The 22,919-nt window shown below is 60.6% G+C and carries 14 protein-coding genes and 1 pseudogene; 6 read left to right on the top strand and 9 right to left on the bottom strand.

Annotated elements, in window-relative coordinates; all coding sequences use genetic code 11:
- Positions 1 to 8 precede the first annotated feature (8 nt).
- Both OKW40_RS01010 and OKW40_RS01005 read left to right on the top strand, forming a co-directional pair.
- Positions 9 to 572, top strand: a complete 564-nt coding sequence (locus OKW40_RS01010) for a GAF domain-containing protein (protein WP_429487721.1) — start codon at positions 9 to 11, stop codon at positions 570 to 572.
- Complete coding sequence (locus OKW40_RS01005; RefSeq protein WP_429487719.1) at positions 569 to 1,837, top strand: MFS transporter; 1,269 nt, start codon at positions 569 to 571, stop codon at positions 1,835 to 1,837. Before OKW40_RS01010 ends, OKW40_RS01005 begins: the two co-directional genes overlap by 4 nt.
- Before the next feature lie 98 nt (positions 1,838 to 1,935).
- On the opposite strand, the gene OKW40_RS01000 is transcribed toward OKW40_RS01005, so the two are convergent.
- The 7 genes from OKW40_RS01000 to OKW40_RS00970 all read right to left on the bottom strand — a co-directional run bounded on the left by OKW40_RS01000 (position 1,936) and on the right by OKW40_RS00970 (position 10,194).
- On the bottom strand, positions 1,936 to 2,271 hold the full coding sequence (locus OKW40_RS01000; protein WP_184061758.1) for an RcnB family protein: 336 nt from the start codon (positions 2,269 to 2,271) through the stop codon (positions 1,936 to 1,938).
- A 409-nt stretch (positions 2,272 to 2,680) separates the two neighbouring features.
- Positions 2,681 to 3,871: an arginine deiminase gene (locus OKW40_RS00995; RefSeq protein ID WP_409340120.1), complete on the bottom strand. Its 1,191-nt coding sequence runs from the start codon at positions 3,869 to 3,871 to the stop codon at positions 2,681 to 2,683.
- A 125-nt stretch (positions 3,872 to 3,996) separates the two neighbouring features.
- On the bottom strand, positions 3,997 to 5,418 hold the full coding sequence (locus tag OKW40_RS00990) for a basic amino acid/polyamine antiporter (protein WP_429487717.1): 1,422 nt from the start codon (positions 5,416 to 5,418) through the stop codon (positions 3,997 to 3,999).
- Positions 5,419 to 5,946: 528 nt separating this feature from the next.
- Positions 5,947 to 7,290: an ATP-binding protein gene (locus tag OKW40_RS00985; RefSeq protein WP_090810663.1), complete on the bottom strand. Its 1,344-nt coding sequence runs from the start codon at positions 7,288 to 7,290 to the stop codon at positions 5,947 to 5,949.
- Positions 7,287 to 8,027 carry a response regulator gene (locus OKW40_RS00980; protein ID WP_429487716.1) on the bottom strand — a complete coding sequence of 247 codons (741 nt, stop codon included), beginning with the start codon at positions 8,025 to 8,027 and terminating at the stop codon, positions 7,287 to 7,289. The genes OKW40_RS00985 and OKW40_RS00980 overlap by 4 nt, the downstream gene beginning before the upstream one ends.
- 123 nt (positions 8,028 to 8,150) lie before the next feature.
- Positions 8,151 to 9,718, bottom strand: a protein-coding gene (locus OKW40_RS00975; protein ID WP_429487714.1) for an IS3 family transposase whose coding sequence is annotated in 2 segments (ribosomal slippage) — positions 8,151 to 9,280 and positions 9,280 to 9,718 — 1,569 coding nt in all. Because the reading frame shifts where the segments join, the coding sequence is not laid out codon by codon here.
- Positions 9,719 to 9,822: 104 nt separating this feature from the next.
- Positions 9,823 to 10,194: a GFA family protein gene (locus tag OKW40_RS00970; protein WP_090810665.1), complete on the bottom strand. Its 372-nt coding sequence runs from the start codon at positions 10,192 to 10,194 to the stop codon at positions 9,823 to 9,825.
- 568 nt (positions 10,195 to 10,762) lie between these two features.
- On the opposite strand from OKW40_RS00970, the gene OKW40_RS00965 reads away from it, so the two are divergent.
- Positions 10,763 to 11,806, top strand: coding sequence for a patatin-like phospholipase family protein (locus OKW40_RS00965; protein WP_429487712.1), 1,044 nt, complete (start codon positions 10,763 to 10,765; stop codon positions 11,804 to 11,806).
- Between the two features lie 2 nt (positions 11,807 to 11,808).
- Positions 11,809 to 13,305, top strand: coding sequence for a GntP family permease (locus tag OKW40_RS00960; protein ID WP_429487710.1), 1,497 nt, complete (start codon positions 11,809 to 11,811; stop codon positions 13,303 to 13,305).
- Positions 13,306 to 13,352: 47 nt separating this feature from the next.
- Here the strand turns inward: OKW40_RS00960 and OKW40_RS00955 are convergent.
- Positions 13,353 to 14,757: pseudogene (locus OKW40_RS00955) on the bottom strand (replication initiation protein).
- A gap of 1,047 nt (positions 14,758 to 15,804) precedes the next feature.
- On the opposite strand from OKW40_RS00955, the gene OKW40_RS00950 reads away from it, so the two are divergent.
- Positions 15,805 to 17,016 (top strand): ParA family protein, encoded by a 1,212-nt coding sequence (locus OKW40_RS00950; RefSeq protein ID WP_184061762.1) that lies wholly within the window; start codon positions 15,805 to 15,807, stop codon positions 17,014 to 17,016.
- Positions 17,013 to 17,987 carry a ParB/RepB/Spo0J family partition protein gene (locus OKW40_RS00945; protein WP_429487708.1) on the top strand — a complete coding sequence of 325 codons (975 nt, stop codon included), beginning with the start codon at positions 17,013 to 17,015 and terminating at the stop codon, positions 17,985 to 17,987. The genes OKW40_RS00950 and OKW40_RS00945 overlap by 4 nt, the downstream gene beginning before the upstream one ends.
- 2,092 nt (positions 17,988 to 20,079) lie before the next feature.
- On the opposite strand, the gene OKW40_RS00940 is transcribed toward OKW40_RS00945, so the two are convergent.
- Entirely contained in the window at positions 20,080 to 21,987 is a 1,908-nt protein-coding gene (locus OKW40_RS00940) for an esterase/lipase family protein (protein ID WP_429487706.1), read from the bottom strand.
- Positions 21,988 to 22,919: the final 932 nt, after the last annotated feature.

Below are 22,919 nucleotides of genomic sequence, written 5' to 3'. Positions count from 1 at the left end.
CAAACGCGATGCAAATGATGCAAGGCAACCTGACCGAACCCGCACCGCACGATACGCAGATGCTGGATATCGCAGACCTCGAGCGTCTCGCGCTGGCGATGCGCCTGAAGAACCAACCGCTCGAGCTGTTCCGCGCGGTTCACGCGGTGGCGGCAAAGGCGATAGGCCTAAGCCTGTTCACGATCATGTCCTACGATGCGCGGCGTCACGAGGTCGAACGGGTCTACACGAACCTGCCGGACATCTATCCACTGGGCGGCCGCAAAAAGAAGCAAGGCACCGCGTGGGCGCGACAGATACTTCAGGATCTGAAGCCGTTTCGTGCCGCCACGTCGCAAGGCATTCGCGAGGCCTTCGACGATCATGCGGTGATGACGGGTATCGGTCTCGGCTCGATCCTCAACATTCCGATCGCCTATGATGGCGTGTGCATCGGTACGATGAACCTGACCCACAAGGAAGGCTGGTACACCAGCCGTCATGAAAGCATAGGCCTCCTGATCGGCGCCTTCCTTGTCCCCGCTCTGCTCAAGCAGAATATGGCATCCCCCGCTCGCGCCGCCCGTTCATGAAAACACCATCCGACCTGCAAAACTATCGAGCGGTGACCCATTCCGCCGTCTCGCAAGGCCGCTGGGTGCTGGTCTTCGTGCTCGCCTACCTCGCGCTGATCGCCGATGGCGCCGACGTGATGATGTACGGCCTCACCCTGTCGCGCATCAAGGACGACTTCGGGCTGACCAATGTCGAAGCGGGCGCGCTCGGCAGTCTGACCTTGCTCGGCATGGCGATCGGCGGCATTGTCGGCGGCTGGGCGAGCGATCGTCTCGGCCGCGTGCGGGTCATCGCATGGGCGCTCGCGCTGTTCTCGCTCGGCGCGGGGATGCTCGGGTTCACGCACAGCTTCGTCGAATTCGCCCTCGCTTCCGCGGCGGTGCGCTTTATCAGTTCGCTCGGCATTGGCTGCATGGTGCTGGTCACCACGCTCGTAGCCGAATATGTGCCGACAGAACGGCGCTCGCTGGTACTCGGCATGCTGCAAACCGGCATTTCGGCCGGCTATATCGTCGTGATCGCACTCAGCAACTGGATCCTGCCGCAGTACGGCTGGCGCACGCTGTACTACGTGTCTGCCGTGCCGGTGCTGCTCGCATTCGTGATCAAGTTCGCGGTGCCCGAACCGGCGGCATGGCTCGCGAGCCGGGCTGCCGACCGTGCGAGCAAAACGCGGCTCGTCGACAATCGCTACGCGCAGATTTTCCGCGACCGCCAGGCGCGCACGATGTTCATCCTGTGGACCTTCGCGTCAGTCTTCGTGCTGTCCGGCTTTTACGGCCTGAACAACTGGCTGCCGACGTATCTCGAGAAGGAATTGCACATCAAGTTCAGCTCGCTGACCGGCTATATGATCGGCACATACGTGGTCGCCTTCATCGGCAAGATCTTCGCGGGCTGGCTCGGTGACCGCTGGAGCCGGCGCGGCGTGTACGTGCTCGGCTGTATCGGTGCGGCACTCTTTCTGCCCGTGATCATTTTCTGGCACACCCACGACAACATTTCCACGCTGATGCTTGTCTTCGGCTTTCTGTACGGCGTGCCACTCGGCACGATCGGCACATTCATGTCGGAGAGTTTTGCGACGTCGGTGCGCGGCACCGCGGTGGGCGGCTCGTATAATCTCGGGCGCTTCTGTTCGGGGGCGGCGCCGATCGTCATCGGTTTTATCGCGACGCAGTTTTCGATCGGACTTGGCTTTCTCGTGGTCGGCGCGGTGTTCTTTTTGAGCGGCGTGACTGCATTGTTCGTTCCCGACCGGCTATACGACACGCAGCATTAAATCGACGCGAAAATGACGAAATCATGTCGTGTCGATGAATGGCCCAGGTTCCGGCGCTAAAACTGGTCGCCGGATAGCCCGGGCACCACGAGGAAGCATTACTGGGTTCCGGCGACAATGTCTGAAATGGTCCAGTTGTTCGTCGTTACGAGCACATAGTCGCCATTGACACCCAGCCATTTGTGCCCGCGCGGCGGCGCATTGAGGCCATGTCCGCGCCAGTCGTCCATCATGAAGTTGTAGTTACGGTATTCGGCCGGCACACGTTGACCTTTATGCCAGTCACGGTGCGGAATCGTCGGCATCACCTGCTGACGGCCCGTACCGGCCATCTGGCCGCCGCCCTGGTCCTTCATGGGCCCAGCCGCAATCGCGAGCGCGGACATACCGGCAAACGACAAGGCGACGAGTTGCGCAACAAAGCGATTATTCATATTCGAACCTCCGTGCGGTGGATGAAAGCTCCGAGCATTCACGCGATTGACGTGAAAAGTGATGGTCCAGCTACTCGCAGATTCATTAACTCCAACTTCATTGCAGCGATCGCTGGTCTATCGAATGTAATCCTTGCAAATCGCGAGATATCAAATTCGATAATTCAGGCGCGAAGTCGTTAAAAAGTATAGTAAAAGGAAGTTCGACTTCAAGCCGGACCTGCCCACCACTACCGCGTGCGTCAACCCGGCGATTAGCGGGGCGATTCGATTCGTCGCGTCGATCGTCTGGACGGATCGCGCCGTTCCTGGCGGCGGCGCAAGCGCACGCGGCGCTGTCGCCCGCTCGCCACTTCAACGAGCGGGCGACACTTTGCCGGTCACCGGCCAGATTGATTCGCTTGACTGATCAATAGTCGACCGCATCGCGGATGATCGGGCAGGTCATGCAGTGACCGCCGCCACGTCCACGGCCCAGCTCCGCACCGACGATCGTAATCACCTCGATGCCCTGCTTGCGCAACAGCGTGTTCGTGTACGTGTTGCGGTCGTATGCATAGACGACGCCCGGGGACGCGCACACGAGGTTCGCACCGCTATCCCACTGCGTGCGCTCGCGTTGATAGTCGCTGCCGCCCGCCTCGACCACGCGCAGATGCTTCAGCCCGAGCGCCTCGGCGACGACGTCGGTGAACGGCTTGTTTTCGGCGTGCAACTCGACGCCGCTCGGATGGCTGCTCGGCCGATACGAATAGGTGCGCGTCTTCGCCATGAAGTCCGGGGCGACCAGTACGCAATCGCGATCGGCGAACGTGAACACGGTATCGAGGTGCATTGCCGCGCGAATCTTCGGCATCGCCGCGACGATCACGCGCTCGGCCGCGCCCTTCTTGAACAGCATTGCAGCCAGCTGACTGATGGCCTGCCGCGAGGTGCGCTCGCTCATGCCGATCAGCACGACGCCCTTGCCGATCGGCATCACATCGCCGCCTTCCAGCGTGGCGAGACCGTGGTCCTGAGTCGGGTCGCCCCACCACACGTTGACCTTGCCCGCGAAATCGGGGTGGAACTTGTAGATCGCCGTGGTCAGGATCGTCTCCTCGTGGCGGGCCGGCCAGTACAGCGCATTCAGCGTGACGCCGCCATAGATCCAGCACGTCGTGTCACGCGTGTACAGCGTGTTCGGCAGCGGCGGCAGCAGATATTCGGTGCCGCCCGCCGCTTCTTTCGCGACCTCCAGCGCCTTGCCGCCGTGCGCTTCCGGGAAGTCGTGAGTGGATAGCCCGCCAATCAGCGTTTCGGCCAGCTTGCGATTGTCGAGCCCTTCCAGATAGCTTCTCAATTCATCGATAAAGCCGAGGCCGACCTGATTCGGCACCACCTGGTTGTCGAGAATCCACTTCTTGCCTTCGGGCACCGCGACCGTTTCGGCGAGCAGATTGTGCATCTCCACCACTTCGACGCCGCGGTCGCGCATCTTCGTGACGAAGTCGAAGTGGTCGCGCTTCGCGTTCTCGACCCACAGTACGTCGTCGAACAGCAGTTCATCGCAATTGCTCGGGGTAAGACGCTGATGCGCGAGCCCCGGTGCGCAGACCATCACTTTGCGCAGCTGCCCGACTTCCGAGTAGACACCCAATTCACCCGCTTTCGCGTCCGTGTTCGCCATGATGATCTCCTGAATGCCAATGTTGGCCCGCTCTGTTCAATCGGATTTCATTAAAGCTAAATCGCGATCCTTCCGGTTACGAGGCCATAGATGCCGATGATCGCGCCAATGATCGCAACGATGAAAATGATCCAGTCGGAAACGATGAAGACATTCTTGTTCTGCTCGCGCCGAGCCCAGACATAAAGCGCCGTTCCTGGCGCATACAGCACGGCGGAAAGCAGAATGAATTTCAGGCCACCCGCCCAGATCATGAAGACCGTATAGATCGAGGCGATTGCGGCCATGATGAAGTCACGCCGGCGCTCGTCGGCGCGCACGTCGTAACCGTCGCCGCGATTCGCGTTCATGCAGCCGAACGCCGCGACGAAGAGGTACGGAATCAACGACATCGCGCTCGTCAGATTCAGCATCAGCGCGAATGCATCGCGCGAGAAGTAGGTGCTGATGACGAGCAGCTGCACCACGATGTTGGTCAGCCACAATGCATTGGCAGGTACCTTGTTGGCGTTTTCCCTCGCGAATACGGCGGGCATGTCTTCGGTCTTTGCCGCCGTGAACAACACTTCGGCGCAGATCAGCGACCAGGCGAGATAAGCGCCCAGTACCGAAATCAGCAAACCTATGCTGACGAAAACCGCGCCCCAATGACCGACCACCGCTTCGAGCACCGCCGCCATCGACGGCTGCCGCATGGCCGCGATGTCTGCGCGCTGGAGCACTGCGTAAGGCAGCATCGTCACGAGCACCATCAGCGAGGTCACGACGACGAAGCCGAGAATCGTCGACTGGCCGACATCGGAGCGCTTCTTCGCATAACGGGAATAAACGCTCGCCCCTTCGATACCGATGAACACGAACACAGTGACCAGCATCGTGGCCCGCACCTGCTCGAGGATATTGCCTTCGAGTCCTCCGCCGTAGAGGTTGGCCTGGAACAGGTCCAACCGGAAGCCGAAGATCAGGATCAAGATGAACACCAGAATCGGAATGATCTTGGCGACCGTGACGATACTGTTGATGAAGGCCGCCTGCTGCACGCCCTTCAGGATCATGAAATGAAATAGCCAGATGCCGATCGATGCAACGACGATCGCGACGACCGTATTGCCGTCGCCGAACACGGGAAAAAACGCGCCGAGTGTCGACTTGATCAGCACCCAGTAAGAAACGTTGCCGATACAGCTACCGATCCAATAGCCAAATGCGGAGAGAAAGCCCGGATAATCGCCAAAGCCCGCTTTCGCATACGCAAACACGCCGGCGTCCAGTTCGGGCTTGCGTTCGGCCAGCGCCTGAAATACGCGCGCCAGCATATACATGCCCGTGCCCGCAATCAGCCAGGCAATCACGGCACCCACCGGACCGGTGGCATTGGCAAAAGTGCGCGGCAGGGAAAAGATCCCGGCTCCGACCATGCCGCCCACCACCATCCCGGTGAGTTGCATTTTTGACATCTTTTGTGGAGTGGACGCCATTCGGATTCCTTTTAGTTACCTTTTTAACAAGGATCTTTAATCAGATTCGAACGAAACGTGTCTCTCGGCCAATCTTGCTGTTGATCAGCCGCGCTACTCTGCAACCACCACACGAAAAGAATGGTCTGTCCGTTGGCGTTTGTCAATTTATCGAAGACAAGGTAACGGACTGTGGCTCGCTATGCGATCGAATCCATCGATGCTGCGTTGCCGAATCTGGTTGAATTTGCGAATTAACAATTCACCACGCATCTGAATCGCTCGCATCGAAAAGTCGCTTTGAATATCGTGATTTAACAATGATGCGACCTGCCGCATCACCGCCGCGGTTTTCTCAAATGATGGGGAATCGCTGAAGCGAGCTGAACCGGTGGTCGTTCAGAACTACTGAGAAGCACCAGAGCGACAGCTCGAAATTGGCGCGCGGGGATCATTAATAGTCCCAAACCCGACGACGATTTCGTAATGGCGGGCTTTGTGAATTTTTCTGACGGAATCGTCCGCGTGTCCGCGCCGCAAGAGGTCCAACTATGACTCGCGCAACTTCCTCAACGTCAGCCGCGCTTCGAGACCGCCGCCGACGCGGTTGTGCAGCGTGAGCGTCGCATCCATCGCGAGCGCGAGTTGCCGCGCGATCGCGAGCCCCAGCCCCGTGCCGCCCGTTTGACGATTGCGCGACCCTTCGAGCCGCACGAACGGCTCGAACACCGTCTCCAGCGACTCGACCGGAATGCCGGGACCGCGATCGAGCACCGACACGGTAGCCTCGCCATCGTGCAACGCCCCGATATCGATCTGCGCGGCGCCGCCGTACCTCAGCGCGTTATCGACCAGATTGCCGACGATGCGCTTCAACGCCTGCGGACGCATCGTCAGCGACTGGCCGAAGTGGCCCTGCAGTGACACTTGCTGACCCGCGTCGACGTAATCGCACACCAGGCTGTCGAACAGTGCATCGGGATCGATGCGGCGCGGCACCTCGGTCGTGCCATGCATCGTGCGCGCATAGGTGACCCCTTCCTTGACCAGCGCCTCCATTTCCTGCAGATCCTGGCGCAGCTTTGCGGCCTCGCTGTCGTTGTCCATCGTGTCGACACGCAGACGCATGCGCGTGATCGGCGTCTGCAAATCGTGCGAAATCGCCGCGAGAATCTGCATGCGCTCGGTCATGTACGTGGCGATCCGGTCCTGCATCGCGTTGAACGCGCGCGCGGCGCGCGCCACTTCGGACGGACCGGCTTCGCGCAGACGCGCGGCCTTCAGGTCGGGGCCGAGCGTGTCGGCCGCGACTGCGAGCTGATTGAGCGGGCGCGTCGCGAGCCGTACCGCCAGCCAGCAGCAGGCCGCGAGCACGAGCAGCTGCAGCGTCAGCACGAGCGGCAGCCAGCGCGACAACGGGGCGCCGGGCATTGGCCGCAGGTCGATGGTGAGCGGCGTGCCGTCGCTCAGTTTCAGGTGCACCTGCAGACGCTCGCGATCGCCCGGCACTGCGTTGACGGTCAACGGATAACGCGTGCCGATGCCATCGCCGATCGACTGCGCGACGCGCGCCGACAGGCTCGCGTCGACCGGGGTGCCTGGCACGCCCGGGCCGAGCACGAACTCATAGCTGCGCCGCGCGAGCCGCGGCAGCCACTGGGCGCGCTCGTCGGGCGGCAGATGATCGAGCAGCGCGACCGAGCTCGCCACCTCGCGCTCGATGTAGCCCATCATGATGTTGGTCATCGTCTGGTCGCGCTCGGTCATCGTGAGCCAGAACGACAGCGCCTGCGCGAGCGCGAGCCCGACGAACAAAATCACCGCGAGCCGCGCGAACAGCGTGCGCGGCCAATGCGGCCAGCGCAGCAACGACGGTGATGGAGATGCGCTCATTGCGGATCTCCGATCGCGGTCACGGCCGCTGAAAACACATAGCCCTCGCTGCGCAGCGTCTTGATGTAGCGCGGCTCGCGCGCGCCGTCCCGCAGGCGTTGACGCAGGCGGCTCACCATCAGATCGATCGAGCGGTCGAACGGATCGGCCTGGCGTCCCTGGGTGAGGTTCAGCAACTGATCGCGCGTGAGCACGCGCTGCGGATGATCGAGAAACACACGCAACAGACGGTACTCCGCGCCGCTCAACGCCACCTCGGTTCCGTCCGCGTCGAGCAGATGGCGCGCGGTCGTGTCGAGCCGCCAGTCGCCGAAGCACAGCATCGGCGCCGACTCCGTCACCTCCATGCCGGGCGGCAGCATGCGCGCGCGGCGCAGCACCGAACAGATTCGCGCGAGCAACTCGCGTGCGGCGAACGGTTTGGTCAGGTAATCGTCGGCGCCCATTTCGAGGCCGACGATCCGGTCCGCTTCCTCGCTGCGCGCCGTCAGCATCAGGATCGGCACTGTGCGGAACTTGCCCGCGCGCAACTCACGGCACAGCACGAGGCCGTCTTCGCCGGGCAGCATCAGGTCGAGCACGATCAGGTCGGGCGCGCCGTTCTCGAGCGCGGCGCGCATCTGGCGGCCATTGGCCGCGAGCGAGACACGCACGCCGTTTTTCTCGAGGTATCCCGCGAGCAGTTCACGGATACCGCGATCGTCATCGACGATCAGTACGTGGTCGGAGGTTTCCATCGACGGATTATCTGCTGCGGCGTTTGAGTTGCACGCCGCTCGACTGGATCAATGAACACTGCAACGGATGCGCGAGTTCGGCCGCGAAGCCGCCGGCGCGCGTCAAGCAAGTTGTCGCCTCACTCATGCAGCCAGAGGCTGTTTATTTGCGCTGATCGACGCCATCTCGACGACTGAGTCGCGTTCGGGGTTAAGCGTCACGGCACCAACCGGTGTCCAGTTGCGCGTGTGGCGCGACCAGCGGGCCGGATTGCGCTCGCGGGCCCTCTCGTACAGTGCATGCCGAGCGGCGAGAAGCGCACGATCGTCACCGGCGTGACGCTGCGCAGGCGTCACGTAGCGGATGCCACTATGACGATGCTCGAAGTTGTACCACTGCACGAAGCCGGCAGCCCAGGTGCGAGCAGCGTTCAGGTCCTCGAAGCCTGTGACCGGAAACTCCGGCCGGTACTTCGCGGTTCGGAACAGCGCCTCGGCATAGGCGTTGTCGTCGCTGACCCGGGGGCGCGAGTACGACGGCTTGATGCCCAGCCAGTGCAGCATCGCCAGCACGGTCGTGGCCTTCAGCGTCGCCCCGTTATCGCCGTGCAGCACCGGCCGGGCCTCAAGGGCGGCAATGCCTTCGGAGAGCGCCGTACGACGTACGAGATGAGCAGCGTGTTCGGCCGCGTCGCTGTCGTGCACCTCCCAGCCGACAATCTTGCGGCTGTACAGGTCCAGAATCAGGTACAGGTGGAACCATCGCCCTGTGACCGTTGCCGGCAAATAGGTCATGTCCCAGCACCACACCTGGCGCGGCGCGGTTGCAACGTGCGTGGTCGGCGGCCGGCCGCTCGAAGGAGTTCTGGCACGGCCACGGCGCCTCATCTGCCCATGCTCGCGCAGCACGCGTGCAAAGGTCGATTCGCTGGCGATATACACGCCTTCGTCAGCCAGCATCGGCACGATGCGCGCCGGTGGCATGTCGGCAAAGCGCGGCTCGCTGGCTACGCGCAGCACGTTTTCCCGCTCCTGCGGGCTCAAGGTGTGCGCGGGCAGCAGGCGCATCGCGCCGGGCCTGGCGTCGCCAGTGACGAGCCCTTGATTGGCCCTCCAGCGCTGCAGGGTACGCACGTCGATTCCGGCCACCTCGCAGGCCAGGCGCAACCGTGCGCCAGCCAGTCTTGCCGAATCGATTTCCCGGGCCAGGAACTGGCGATCTTCGAGGCCGATCATTCGTCCTCGCCCTTGTCCGTGTTGAAGATCGCCCCGAGTTTTTTTGAAAGAACCAGCAATGCGGCTGCCTCGGCCAGTGCTTTCTCCTTGCGCCGCAGTTCGCGTTCCAGTTCCTTGATGCGACGCTGGTCCTGCTTCGTCTGCTGTGGACTCGCACGGGCCTCTTCGGGCTCGGCCAGCGCCTGCGTGGCCGCTTGCCGCCACTGCGCCAGAACCTGCGGATACACGCCATGCTCGCGGCACCACGCATTGCGGGCCGTCTCGTCCATCGCTGCCGTGCTCAACACCGCTTCGAAACGCGCGGCCGCTGTCCATGCCCGCTCGCGAGCGGGCCTGGACAGCGCATCACTGCGCCAGCGCTCCAGCGTCTGCGCGCCCACACCGATCTCTCGCGCAACCTCTTCCACTGATGCGCTCTCCGGCGGCAGCAACCGCGCCACTGCTCTGTCCTTGAATGTCTTTCCGTAACGCGCCAACTTGTTCTCTCTTTATCGCCCCCAGATTCCAATTTTATCCAGGCGACAACCATTGTGACGCGGGGGGCCGCCCGCCACGAATACAGCGATGGCAAACAGGCGTTTCATGCGTCCTCCAGCACGGAAAGACTCGCGCCATCGGCCACGCCGGCTTCGAGCGCGTAAGGATCGACCCCGTCGAGGCAGCCAATATTGACGCGCCATTGCTGCGGATCCTTGCGCGTCTGATGAAAAGGATAGATGCCGCAATGCTTGCAGAAGTAGTGTTTCGCGACCTTCGTGTTGAACTGGTATAGCGTCAGCGAATCCTCGCCACTCAGAATCTTCAACTGACTGGCGGGAAAGAGCGGTGTCATCAGCGCGCCCTTGCGGCGGCACAGGCTGCAGTTGCAACGACCAGCCGGAACGATTTCGGTGCGAACTTCGAACTTGACGGCCCCGCAGTGACAGGACCCTTGCAGCAACCCGGCGTTCATGATGCTCTCCGTGATTTGACGATGCCTGCTTTATAGCCCGGTTCATCAGTCGAATTATGTCGTAATGTATCCGGCGGCCGAGACGATACATTACATTGCAATACGCCGCGGCGATTAGCGCAAGGCGAAACAGCGAAGATATACACGCGAGTTAGCATTTAAGCGGCACGCGCAAACGAATAACGCAGATTGCATGATTGCCACCGCATTATCGCGCTCAACCGTGCAAAGATACTCCGCCTATCCATGATTATGTGAGCGGCTGATGTAAGCGGCGCGACGGGCGCGCCGGCCAGCCTTCCTACACGCTGTTTTTGACCTCGGCGTGACCAGCAAGCGGGCGATGACGGCCACGAGCCGGTTGCTCGCAAGCTCTGTGAATCAAGTTGAATACGCTTGACTTTTAGTCACCGGCCACTTCCAATACCAATTGTGCAGTGCGATGTTTCGCCTTTGAAACACGCCTCACCTCATTCGGTAGTTCACAGCATTGGCCAGCAGTTCATTCGTCCGCCGTGCATGCGGCGTCAGCTCGCGAAATGGAGCACTCCTCACTACCGGAGTCGTCTTGGCTGCAACAAAAAACCAACCCACCCACCGCGAACCCGCCCTTATCGACCTCGCATTGCAAGGCGGCGGATCGCACGGTGCTTTTACATGGGGCGTCCTCGACCGTTTGCTCGAAGAGTCGTGGCTGCGGATCGAAGGAATATCGGGTACGTCGGCTGGCGCGATGAACGCCGCGGTGCTGGTGAGCGGCTATCAGGCAGACGGCGCGGCCGGCGCGCGCGCCGCGCTCGAAGCCTTCTGGCGGCGAGTATTCGAAGCATCGGTGTACAGCCCGTTTCGCCGTACCCCGTTCGACGTGTTGATGGGCCGCTGGACGCTCGACTACTCGCCGCTCTTCATCGCGATGGACCTCGCGGCGCGCGTGTTTTCTCCCTACGACCTGAACCCGCGCGTCGTACATCCGCTGGCGAAGATTCTGCAGGACTCGATCGATTTCGCGCATCTGCGCGACGCGCCGATCAAGCTGTTCATCACCGCGACGCGCGTGCGCACGGGCCAGGCGCGTGTGTTTCGCAATGGCGACCTGACGCCTGACGTGCTGCTCGCCTCCGGCTGCCTGCCCACGCTGTTTCAGGCCGTGCAGATCGACGGTGAAGACTACTGGGACGGCGGCTATGCCGGTAATCCGACCATGACGCCGCTGGTACGCGAATGCACGTCGAGCGACACGCTGCTGATCCAGGTCAATCCCGTCGTGCGGGACGAAACCCCGCGCACCGCGCGCGACATCATCAGTCGCCTGAACGAAGTTGCCTTCAACGCGCCGCTGCTAAAAGAGCTGCGCATGATCGCGCTGCTGCGCCGCGCGGCGGACCCCGGCAGCGACGAAGGCCGCCATTGGGCGGCGATGCGCATCCATCGGATCGCGAGCGAGCTGATGACCGAACTCGGCTACTCGTCGAAGCTGAACGCCGAGTGGAGCTTTCTGACGATGCTGCGCGACGAAGGCCGGCGTGCCGCCGAAGCGTTCCTCGCCGAGCACGGCGATTCGATCGGCGTGCGCTCCTCGCTGGATCTCGACGCGTTGCTCGACGGAGTCTGACCATGGAAGTCATCACCCTGTCACCGCTCGCGATCGGTCTAGGGCTTTTCGGCATGCTCGCGAGTCTCGCGCTGCTGATCGGCTTCGCGTACCGCGGCTGGACCGTGCTGCTGCTCGCGCCGTTCGCCGCGATGCTGGCCGCCGCGATTTCGGGCGAACCGATCCTCGCGCATTGGACCCAGACCTTCATGCTCAGCGCCGCGCGCTTTCTCGCGCAGTTCTTTCCGTTGTTCCTGCTCGGCGCGCTGTTCGGCAAGCTGATGGAAGACAGCGGCTCCGTGAAGGCGATCGCCAGTTACATGACGGAGAAGCTTGGCGCGCATCGGGCGATTCTCGCGGTCGTGATCGGTGGCGCACTCGTCACCTATGGCGGCGTCAGCCTCTTCGTGGCGTTCTTCGTGCTCGCGCCGATGGCCACCGCCCTCTTCCAGGCCGCCAATATTCCGCGCCGTCTGATGCCGGCCGCGATCGCGCTCGGCACGTCGACGTTCACGATGTCCGCGCTGCCCGGCACACCGGCTATCCAGAACGCGATCCCGATGCCGTTCTTTGGTACGACGCCGTTTGCGGCGCCTGGGCTTGGCATCATCGCGAGTATCGTAATGGTGGTGTTCGGGCTCTGGTGGTTGTCCTTGCAGCAATCGCGCGCGAAGGCGGCCAATGAAGGATTCGACGGACTCGAGGCGGCGGTGAAATCCACGGGGGCGCCGGCCAGCGACAACCTCGTGCGCGAGCGCGCAAGCGTATCGCAGAGTTTCGATCCGGAGGAAGCGAAGCGCGGGCATGTCAGCGAGAGTCTGCCCTCGTTCGGCGTCGCGCTCACGCCGCTCGTGCTCGTCGTGCTGACGAACTTCGTGATGAACGTGATCGTGCTGCCGCGCATCGACGCCGACTATCTGGCCGAGGTCCGTTGGGGCGAGACGTCGCTTGCGGCGGTCGGCGGTGTGTGGGGCGTGTGCGTGGCGCTCACCGTCGCGATCGTCGTGCTCGTGCTGCTCAATCGGCATCGCCTGCCAGCGCTGCGTGAGACGATCGATGCGGGCGCGAATGCATCGGTGCTGCCGGTGCTCAGCGTCGGCAGTCTGGTCGGCTATGGCGCGGTGATCGCCGCGCTGCCAGCGTTCGCGCTCGTGCGCGAATGGGTGCTGGGTATCGGCGGTGGTCCGCTCGTATCGCTCGCGGTCGCCACCAATCTGCTCGCGGCGCTGACCGGCTCGGCCTCGGGCGGTCTCACCATTGCGCTCGACGCGCTCGGCAGCACCTATCTGCAACTGGCTGCGCAATACGGCATCGACCCGGCGCTGCTGCATCGGGTCGCCGTGATTTCCTCAGGCACACTCGACAGCCTGCCGCATAACGGCGCGGTCGTGACGCTGCTTGCCGTGTGTCGGTCGAACCACCGCGAAAGCTATCGCGACATCGTGATCGTCGGGATTCTCGGCGCGTTACTCGCGCTGGTGGTGGTGATCGTGCTGGGCTCGCTGTTCGGGTCGTTCTGAGCGTCTGAAGTAGCAAGGGCTGCTTTGCAGCCGATTTCCGGCTCACTTCACGCCGCCGCGCGCGCCGCATTCATCCGGCCGAATACGAACTGCCCCAGATACCAGACCAGCTCGGTATTCGCGAAAATCGCATCTTCGGTGACCGTCGACGGTTCGAGCTTCATCCGACGCAGCATCAGCTTGCCTTCGCGCGACGTCGTCCACGCATGCATCAGTTCCTTGCGCGTCTTCGCATCGGCGGCGTTGAAATGGTCGCGGCCCTTGCGCGAATCCTCGTTCATGCGCGCGCGCACTTCTTCTTCGCGCGTCGCGATGCTGTGCGCCACGGTCTTTCTCGTTTCGGTCTTGACCGCCTGTTCCTGCGTTTCGTCGGCGAGCAGTTTGGCCTGTACGTCGACCATCGTGCGCTCGGCGTCGGAGATCTTCCAGTTGTCGCGTAGCGCGCGCATCAGGTAGCCCGCGGGGCTCTTCTTGACCTGGCCGCGCTTGACCCTGAAGCGCGTGTATTCGACGGCCTGCTGGATACGTTCGTCGGTCCAGAGTTCGCGGTTCTCCGAAATCTCGCTGAACTGCTTGGTCGAGAGCCCGAATTCGTCGGTGAGAATCTTGTACAGATGGCTCGCGTCGGCGAGGCTCGCGAGTACCGCGTCGGCTGTGTCCTTGCGCTTGAGCAGGAAACGGATGCGGTCGATTTTCTTCGACGTCGTGGATGCAGTCCGCGTCTCATAGGACATCTCGACGTCCGACACTTCGTTGATCTCGCGCACCGCCGGCTCGAGCCAATCGCGCTTGAAGTATTTGAAGATGGCGGCATTCGCGCCCATTTTGCCGGGCCAGTTGCGCATTTCCTCGAGCTGGATCCAGTCGGTGCGTCCCGCGGGCACGTTGGGCAAAACTTTGTCGTAGATCGCGCGCGCTAGACTGCGCGTGAACGCGGTGGAAATGCGCAAGCTCAGCCAATGCGATTTCTGCGGATCGCGGATATGCGGCACGAGCCGCGGATGGACGTCGAAACGCATACGTCCGCGATGAAAACCGACCATGCCGATCAACTGAACCTGCACCCACAGATCGTTTTCGTTGGGATCGCGGTCCGCGGGCGTATTCGTCACGCGGACTTTCGCCGTTCTGAGCTTCGTCGGCGATCGTGCGCAAGTGCTTCAGGTTGCGGCTGTCGTAACGCATCAGCCACTTGAAGTAGTTGAGTTCGACGTCGTACTGATCGCGCTGCTCGGGCTCCTGCGCGACGATGAAGTACGCGGCATCGAGAAAGCGCCGCGCCGGCAGCCCCATATTGACGATTTCGGTGAAGAAATCGTTGCGCTGATAACCGATCTCGCGATTGGCCTCGTTGATGCGCAATCCCTGATCGAACATGTCTTCGAACAGCGCGAGCGCCATCTGGCGTGACGTCGCTTTCGACCTGCCCTCTTCCGGATTGTCCGCGGCCATGTTCTTCATCCACTTTTTCGCTCCCGGGACTGTAAGCATGCGGTGGTGAGCTGTCAACACACAGAACCTCACCATCAAACGACCGCGGCGGAGGCCGTTTCGGCGTCCCTCCCGCGTTTCGGCACACAGAACCTCACCATGTTCACAAAGAACCTCACCTTGCGGGCGGGCGTTCGCGCGGCAAGGCCTTATGCAACGGCCCTTTCAACCTCGTTCCCAGTAGCTGCACAACCCACCTCACCTTCGTGATTTGACGCAATGGCAAACACATCAAGCCGCACCTTGGTGGGGAATCGGTCTCACCTTCCTGCACAACCAACCGCACCTCTCAGCACAGCGAACCTCACCTTCGACACAACGCACCTCACCTTTTGGAACTTAAGTGCTTGAACAGATTGAATAGTGTTTGGTGGCGTTGGTTTGTGGGTTTGTTCTCGGTTTTAAAAAAAACCTACCAACCCGGCACACACCAATAAATGCGGCTGAAGATTGCGCGATGCAGCATGGTGAGGTTGATTGTGCGAAACGTCGAGCGGGTTTGGAAGGGCTGCTGCCAAGGTGAGGTTGGTTGTGCTGCTACGGTGACTGGCGCCCCTTGGCGATGAGCTGAACCTCTGGCTGACGGCCTGGCGCCGGTGTATCGCCGCTTCTGTGGGTGAGGTTGATTGTGCATTTGCGTTCTAAGTGCGGGGAGCGCTCGCAGGAAGGTGGCGAAAATCTAACAATGGTGAGGTCGGTTGTGCAGAAGATCGCCGGACCGGTCTTTCGGGAAATGAGAAAGTGCACAAATGACCTCACCAAGTGCCTAAGTCTCGAGCAGGAGTGCCGACTCCGCTACCCAGATTGCGAAGAAAGGTGAGGTCATTTGTGCCTTCGAGGACGCAGTGTTTCTAGGCTCGTTTAGTTTCCACGGCGATTCCGCAACCGAAAACGGTCTGGAAATACAGAAATTTGCAGAAAATCCGCATAAAAACAGTAATTTAAAAAGCTATTTTCAAGTATTTCCTGTATTCTGAGGTTTCTGGAATTTTATGGAAAAACCTCAGAATGGTCAGAACGAGCCAACTTCCTGCCGTAGACCGAACCGTTCACTTTGAGCAGATCAGTGAGTTCGCAGAAAAAGTCACCATTTTCACTAATGAGCTGCGTGACACGATTCTGGCTCCGCGTCCTCGAAAAACGGCTCCCGTTTTCAAGACCGGCGAGATTGCCGAGATGTGCAACGTCTCACACTCGCAGGTTCAGTATCTCGCGACAAAAGGCGACGGAGAACTGCCTTCGGGCACGGCGGCAGGCACGGGCCGCACCCGGACCTTCACGCTGGAAGAGGCGCGGATCTGGGTACAAAAGATTTCCGACATCTACCAGACTCCGCTGGTCACGCGCCTGAAGGAGCCAGACGGGAAGATCATTATCACCGCGCAGCTCAAGGGTGGCTCCGCCAAGACGACGACGACGATGTGCCTCGCCCAGGGGCTGTCGCTGCGGGGACGCAAAGTGTTGGTGGTTGATCTCGACCCGCAGGCGTCGCTTTCGGAACTGTGCGGACTGTACGCGGAAAAAGACGTGACGCCTGAAGACACAGTATTGCCGTACGTCTACGACCAGGACAGCGAAGGTGGCCTCGAGGGGCGGGTCCAGTCGACGTACTGGGATGGCATCGACGTGATTCCTGCGCACACGGAACTGATTGGAGCAGAGTTCCATCTGCCGGCGATGCAAAAGATGCGACCGGGTTTTCGCTTCTGGACCGTGCTTCGTCAAGGGCTCGAGCCGCTGCGCAAGAAGTACGACTACATTCTCATGGATACGTCGCCGTCGCTGTCGTACCTCAATCTGAACGCGCTGATGGCCGCGGATGCCATGGTGATGCCGATGGTGCCGGAAAACCTGGACTTCATCAGCTCGCTGTCGTTCTGGCGACTTTTCTCGGACGTGTCCAAAAGCTTTATCAAATTCGAGACGGACAAGAAGTACGACTTCGTGTCGCTGGTGTTGTCGCGGGTCGATTATGGGCGGAACTCGTCGGCGCCGATCGTGCGCGCGTGGGCGCAAAGCGCGTACGAAAACTGGCTGCATTCGATCGAGGTACCGGCGAGCTCGGTGATGAGCACCGGGGCGTTGGCGTTCTCGACCGTCTTCGACATCAGCAGCAATCACAGCGCGGCCAAGTCGTTGCAACGCGTGCGGCAACCTCTCGTCGACTACTGTCGCTGGATCGACGAGATCTATTCGGAAAAATGGAGGAACGCGCAATGAGCAATATGCGAGAACAGTTGCTGGCCAAGACCTCGGGCATTCGCAAAACTTCGTCGATCAACGAGGACGAGGTGAAGCGCAGCAACCGCACGCAAACGGCGCCCGGCCTTGCCGGCGCGCTGGCCGTTGCGCAACTTCGCGTGCAGGAACTGGAATCGACTGGCGTCGCATCGCAACTGGCGGTTGCAGGCATCTTGCCGAACCCTTGGCAGCCGCGTCGCGTGTTCAACGAAGCAAAGTTAGCCGAGCTCGCGGAGTCGATCCGCGAAGTTGGACTGATGCAGCCGATCGTGGTCCGTCGTGTCGCGGACGACTATCAGATCGTCGCCGGCGAACGACGCTGGCGTGCGCACAAAATGTTGGGGCTGGACACGATCAAGGCCGTGGTCGCGGATTGCTCCGACTCGGATATGGCCGTGCTCGCAATGGTCGAAAACATTAGCCGCGACGACCTTGCTGACTATGAAATCGGCGTGGCGATTCGTCGATCGGAAACAGAGTTCCCGAATCGCAAGCGACTGGCGGAAGCGATGGGATTGTCGCGGGCAGGTCTGTATCAGTTCTTGTCGTTCGACAATCTGCCGGACTTCATGAAGAAAGATCTCGATATTCAACCGCGACTATTGGGCGGGACTGCGGCGCAAGCAATTGCAGCGGCTATCAAAAAGCATGGCGAGGATGGCGTTAAAGCCGCTCGCGAAATTTGGCCTCTGTTGGTGAGAGGCGAAATGGATCAGGGCAAGGTCGCGGCGGCAATCACCGCCCTGGCGACCCGGCAGACGACGTCGGGTGGTACCAGCGGACGCAGCATCGAGAAATTTTTCGCGGGACGAGAGCACGCTGGGAGCATCACCAAGGATGTGAGTAACTTCACGATCAAGATCAAGACCGGAGTGATCACCGAGGCGCAAGAAGTTCAGATACGACAGTTGATCGGACAGATGTTCCAATCGCAGCCGAAGACGAGCTAATCGGTGGTTCGGTTGTAGTGTTAAAAGGCCCGCTTAGTGCGGGCTTTTTTTTGGGTCAATCAAATCGGTCCACCTCGAAGAGTGTCTAGAGTCTAGACACTCACCCCGCAGCCCTACCTTTGCGCCATCCGGTGTCTAGACTCTAGACACTCTTGACGACGCACCCCCGATGCCGATGAAAGCGTGCCGCGTCCGCGCTGAACGCACATCGTTCGTGCCTTGCACGACCCGTGGAGCGATTCACGCAGTATTGCGTTCGCAGCGATCTCGCAGGCGCCTGCGGCGGGTCAGCCGCTCGCCATGAGCGAGACAGCCAATGACTGGGGATTTCTGATGCATCTATTGAGCCGGGTTCGGCTGCTTCGTTGACGGTCGCATTACCCGGAGCACATACAAAATCGCACGGCGACATATGACGGACGGGATGAAGGGCCAGCCCTCTGTCCTATAAACGTAAACTCTATTCCGGCAGACCATCCACGGTCATTCTCAACCCAACGCCGCATCAGCGCGTTTCCCCGAGACGACTCGACTCCGCTATCGTCGGTCCCAATCTTCTCAATGAGAAAGGCCGCGGCCCTTAGTGCGCGACGTGCATTGCACATGGGTGTCCATGAACAGCTGTGTTCATGATGGCGCTGTCGGCCGCAGCGAACCTCGGCGAAGATCGTCGACGTCCCGCAAGAATGCTTCACTCTCCCGGTTTACCTCAGGCAATGAAACGCGCGCAGCGTTGAGGCCACCGATTATCGACCGCAAAGTCGGCAGTCGTTCTGCCGGAAAAGCTGTTCCGTACGATTAGCAATGAAAGCGGCACGAACAAACGCGCAAAGGAAGGGCTGTGAATGGGGCTTGCCTCAGCGAACAGACGACATGCGTCAAGATCCGGCGGGAGCCAGTTATTACTGGAACGTCGCGTTAAGGGACCCCGAATCATGTATCGCGCGTTCTCTCAAACGATGCATCGCCGTTTCGCAAACGGTGTTCGCCACGGCGCAAGCTTGTCCTCAAATCAGATCCTGTTGCTGATCCAGCGTCTCGATCGACGACCGGAAAGTCAATCGCGAACGCCTGCCGGCCGCGATGAATTGGTCGTAATCGCGTTAAACCAACATCCCACCGTCGTCAAGAGAGGACACTCAAAGGTAGCTGATGTCGGTCGTCACGCCTACCGATCTACCCACCCGCCGGGGAGACACCCAGATAGAAGTATTCGAAGGGATGCATCGCGACCGCGCCGATCATTTTTGGGCAAGCACCGGAGTAATGAGTGACTCGACCGCAACGAATGATCTCCGTCCGATCGTATGTCACGCCACCCGGATGGGCCTGCGTCAGACCACTCGTTCAGCGCGAAATCAACATCGCTGCTCTCAGATCATCCGCAAGAAGTCCGTCGGACGACGGACGGCAGGATAGGTGAGGGCAAGCGCGCAAATCTCGCGAACGTAAAGAGTCTGTCCCGGCCCGCCCTGTGATATTGATTAGCAAGACGATCGCGCATCCGCAATGCGAGCGACTGTCAGTCGCCACGCGTGTGGCCAACTTGAACTTCAGCAGATGCAGCAGTCGCGTATCGGCAACCTAACAATATGCGGGGACAGAACATCTGGTCAACTTTTGCGAACTAAATATCGAAAAACGAATGACTCTTAGCCAATACGAGCGAGAATTTTCGATTCTTCGGCCAATCTCGCCAACCGACACGGCGTGAAACATAACGAAACGCCTTCTATGCGTGTCAACCTATTGTTTTAAAACGCTTTTTTGACCGATGCACGTCATTGTTTCACGCCAATCAGTCAAATTGGTGCACGATAGCCCATTACTCCCACCAAACGGCGACAACACGCCAGAATGAACACACGTGCCCCGCCAATCCGTAACATTCAATACGTAATTTGTAGCGAAACAATTTCGAGCGTTCCGCTGATGACCGCTCATTCGAACCAACCTTCCGCGGCCTGCCTCGATCACGCTGGCTTGATTCGGAACGCTGTACCAGTGATTCGAACAGAGCCCAGCAACAGCAAGCTCGTCAAGTCCGAGCCCAAGTCCGAGCCGCCGCAAAAGACAGCTGGCCCCGCCGCCATCACTTCGCTATCCGAGCCTCCCCGCAAACCTCCCCGCGCTGATCGATCTGCGCAATATCCTCATGCAAGATCCGCCGAATCTCGAGGATCGCCCGCGGCGTCTCCTGCACACTGTGTCCAGCAACAATCACCTTCTCCGACAGCGCGCCCACGAGATGCGCGCTGCGATAATGGACCACGCCATCGTCGGAATCTTCGAGCGGCCCGTTTTCGCGCAGCTGTTCGATGCTGCTAGGCACATGGAAGGTCCGTCCCTGCGGTTCGATGCTCGTCGCCGTCTGCATCACTTCCTCGATCTCGTTCAGCAGGGCAAGCGGCAGACGCACGAGGTTGGCCGCCCAGCGCGACAGCCGGTTGCTCGCGAACGGCGTGCCTCGATGGGGGGCCGCGATAAATATGGCGCGCTCGATTTGCGGCATCGGCGTGAAGTTCAGTAGCCGATCGGGCCGCTCGTCCTCGCGATCGATATCGGTGCCCTCGGGCACGTACTTGTCCTCGAACGTCGCCCAAAGCGCGTCGCCGGAAGTCGACACGAGCAGCCGCGCCAGAATGCCGCCCATACTTTGACCAATCAACACCATGCCATGCGACGCCGGCACCGTACCGTCTGGATCGAAGTGCGCGAGCGTCAGTTGCGTGGCGCGGCGGATGCGCGCGAGGTTGACCAGAATCGGCACGTTGGTCGGGTAGTAGACCTGCCACACCTGGAAATGCTGGCGAAGCACTTCATCGCCCTGAATATCGTTGGCGACGTTGACCCATGCTTCGGGGCTGCTCGCGAGGCCGTGCAGCATCAGAATGATCCGTCGATTGGGATCGAACGGTTGCATCATGTAGATGCGGGGCGTATCGATACCGTGTGCGCGTCCAAACAGCGTGCGCAACGATTGCCCGGCGAAGCCCGAGCGCGCGAGCCAGATGCCGTAGCCCGCGCTGAAGTTGGCCGAAAGTGGCACAGTCTGGCCGTGTCGCTCGACACTGTCTTCCCGATACGGATCATAGACGGACAGCACGACCTCATGTGAGGCAAGCACCTGTTCGAGCATGCCCTGGCTGAACAGGATCGACGCGGTCACGTTCGGCGACGGCATCTCGCGGAAAAAGCGCGACGCCGGCCTTGGCCGTCCCGCGGCTTCTGTCGACACGCCGAGGTTGAACGGTGCGCTCGCGGGACCATCGACGCGGGCGGACACACGCGTGTCGGCGCTGGCATTGCCACCCGCATCGACATCATCTTCAGGCGGCGGCACGTTCATCACAGCAACGAGTTCCGCCCCCAAACCATCGCGTCGATAAATGCTACGTATCCTCGCGAACGACAGCCGCGACGCCGGGATGACTTCGCGCGGTTCGCGCACGCCTTCGGGTAGCCGGGTTCGGCTCAGCTCGGGATGAATGGACCAGCCTGCCATGTACTGCGTACCCGGCACGCCGTTGCCGGCATCGGTAGCGAGCGCGCCACGCAGAAGCAGCGCGTGGGCAAGTTCCTGCACCGCGTAGTTGTAGTAGTCACGGACCTGGGTCTGACGATCTTCGAATGCACGTTCGCCAGCAGTGCGTTCACCGAGGAACAGAAATGCATACGCGAATCGCGCGGCCCTGAGCCACAGATCGAATTGCGCGTCGCTCCAATCGCTGGCGTTGGCCGGCGTGTTGGTGATGGCCATCTGCAACGACAGTTCGGCGAGGCTCGACAATCGCCGGAAGGTATTGATTCCGCCGACGGTCGAGATCGTATTGATGCAATCGAGCGGCTCACGTTGGCAGGTGTTCCCATCGAGTGCCGCGATGTGCAGCGTGCTCGCGTCGCGGCGCTCAGACGGCCGGTCGATAGAATGTCGCCGCGGCGCATCGCGATGTACTGCTCCGGGCCTTGCGAGCTGACGGTGACCATCGCGCAACCGCACAGAAGACCGCCAGTGAGCAGCGCGAGTGCCGCGCACCGCGATGTCCACGATGCGAGCGAGCGCGTCATGATGCGTCGAACCGGTTCGTGCGAGAGGGCAGCCGCGCTACGCCGATGCAAGCGATGAACGCTGGCGGCGGCCCGCGACGTCGCAATTGCCAACTTTCTTTTCACGCAGAGTTGCGTCACCCATCGGCGAAACAAAAATTCCTTGAAACCTATAGTACTTTTCCCCATGGCATTTCGTGACTAGTACAGCAGAATAGCCATGCTTATATTTCATCAACAGAAGCCGAAGCAACCATAGAACGAGTCGGTATGACCGTAGCAAGTCGCGAATCGATTGACGGCTTGCGCATTGTTCGGCCATGATGCCTGTGACGAACTGAAAGGGGCAATGACGCACGCATGACACGGGCAAACCACCAGTGAACTGCGCGAAGTCATGAACGCCTATGACGGCTTTGATATACCGCTTAAGGTAAGCAATCGATACGATCGTGCTGCGCCTGTGAGGCTCTTGACAGCGAATTGTTTGGGAACTTTAATAATTTTGCAGCAAGGTTCCATCGAAGGGATCTGATTCAACGCTGCAATCCGCCCGCATATTCATTCGTCTTCAGGTTTTGCGGAATCGTCGTGCATTCCATACAGGGCGGGTTCGTCAATTTCCTCAGTCTTGCTTCGGCATGGCGAAGCAGTTTGGCAGTTCGACAGGATGCCTGACGAACGGAGCCGGAATGACGACACATGGGTCGCGGCTGTAGTCCCGACGGCCACAACACCATTGTCGCCGATAGACTGGTTTGAACGACGTTGCCGGTCCGACAGAAGGGATGCCGCTGTTCCTCGAGTCTGACCTGGCCGTGGAAGTCGAAGCGGATGCACCCATCGGTCCACTGTTATGGGCCCCTATGAATTGCTGAGCAACCT

The organism is Paraburkholderia sp. RAU6.4a (assembly GCF_050435625.1).
Lineage (GTDB): Bacteria > Pseudomonadota > Gammaproteobacteria > Burkholderiales > Burkholderiaceae > Paraburkholderia > Paraburkholderia tuberum.
The sequence above is the reverse complement of the archived record's forward strand: the minus strand, read 5'-3'. Positions and strand labels throughout refer to the sequence as shown.

Coding starts and splice junctions, on each gene's coding strand:
- OKW40_RS00990 (WP_429487717.1), bottom strand. CDS start 5,418: ATGGCGTCCACTCCACAAAAGATGTCAAAAATGCAACTCACCGGGATG.
- OKW40_RS00945 (WP_429487708.1), top strand. CDS start 17,013: ATGAGCAATATGCGAGAACAGTTGCTGGCCAAGACCTCGGGCATTCGC.
- OKW40_RS00950 (WP_184061762.1), top strand. CDS start 15,805: ATGGTCAGAACGAGCCAACTTCCTGCCGTAGACCGAACCGTTCACTTT.
- OKW40_RS00960 (WP_429487710.1), top strand. CDS start 11,809: ATGGAAGTCATCACCCTGTCACCGCTCGCGATCGGTCTAGGGCTTTTC.
- OKW40_RS00985 (WP_090810663.1), bottom strand. CDS start 7,290: ATGAGCGCATCTCCATCACCGTCGTTGCTGCGCTGGCCGCATTGGCCG.
- OKW40_RS01000 (WP_184061758.1), bottom strand. CDS start 2,271: ATGAATAATCGCTTTGTTGCGCAACTCGTCGCCTTGTCGTTTGCCGGT.
- OKW40_RS00980 (WP_429487716.1), bottom strand. CDS start 8,027: ATGGAAACCTCCGACCACGTACTGATCGTCGATGACGATCGCGGTATC.
- OKW40_RS01010 (WP_429487721.1), top strand. CDS start 9: ATGCAAATGATGCAAGGCAACCTGACCGAACCCGCACCGCACGATACG.
- OKW40_RS01005 (WP_429487719.1), top strand. CDS start 569: ATGAAAACACCATCCGACCTGCAAAACTATCGAGCGGTGACCCATTCC.
- OKW40_RS00970 (WP_090810665.1), bottom strand. CDS start 10,194: ATGAACGCCGGGTTGCTGCAAGGGTCCTGTCACTGCGGGGCCGTCAAG.
- OKW40_RS00995 (WP_409340120.1), bottom strand. CDS start 3,871: ATGGTCTGCGCACCGGGGCTCGCGCATCAGCGTCTTACCCCGAGCAAT.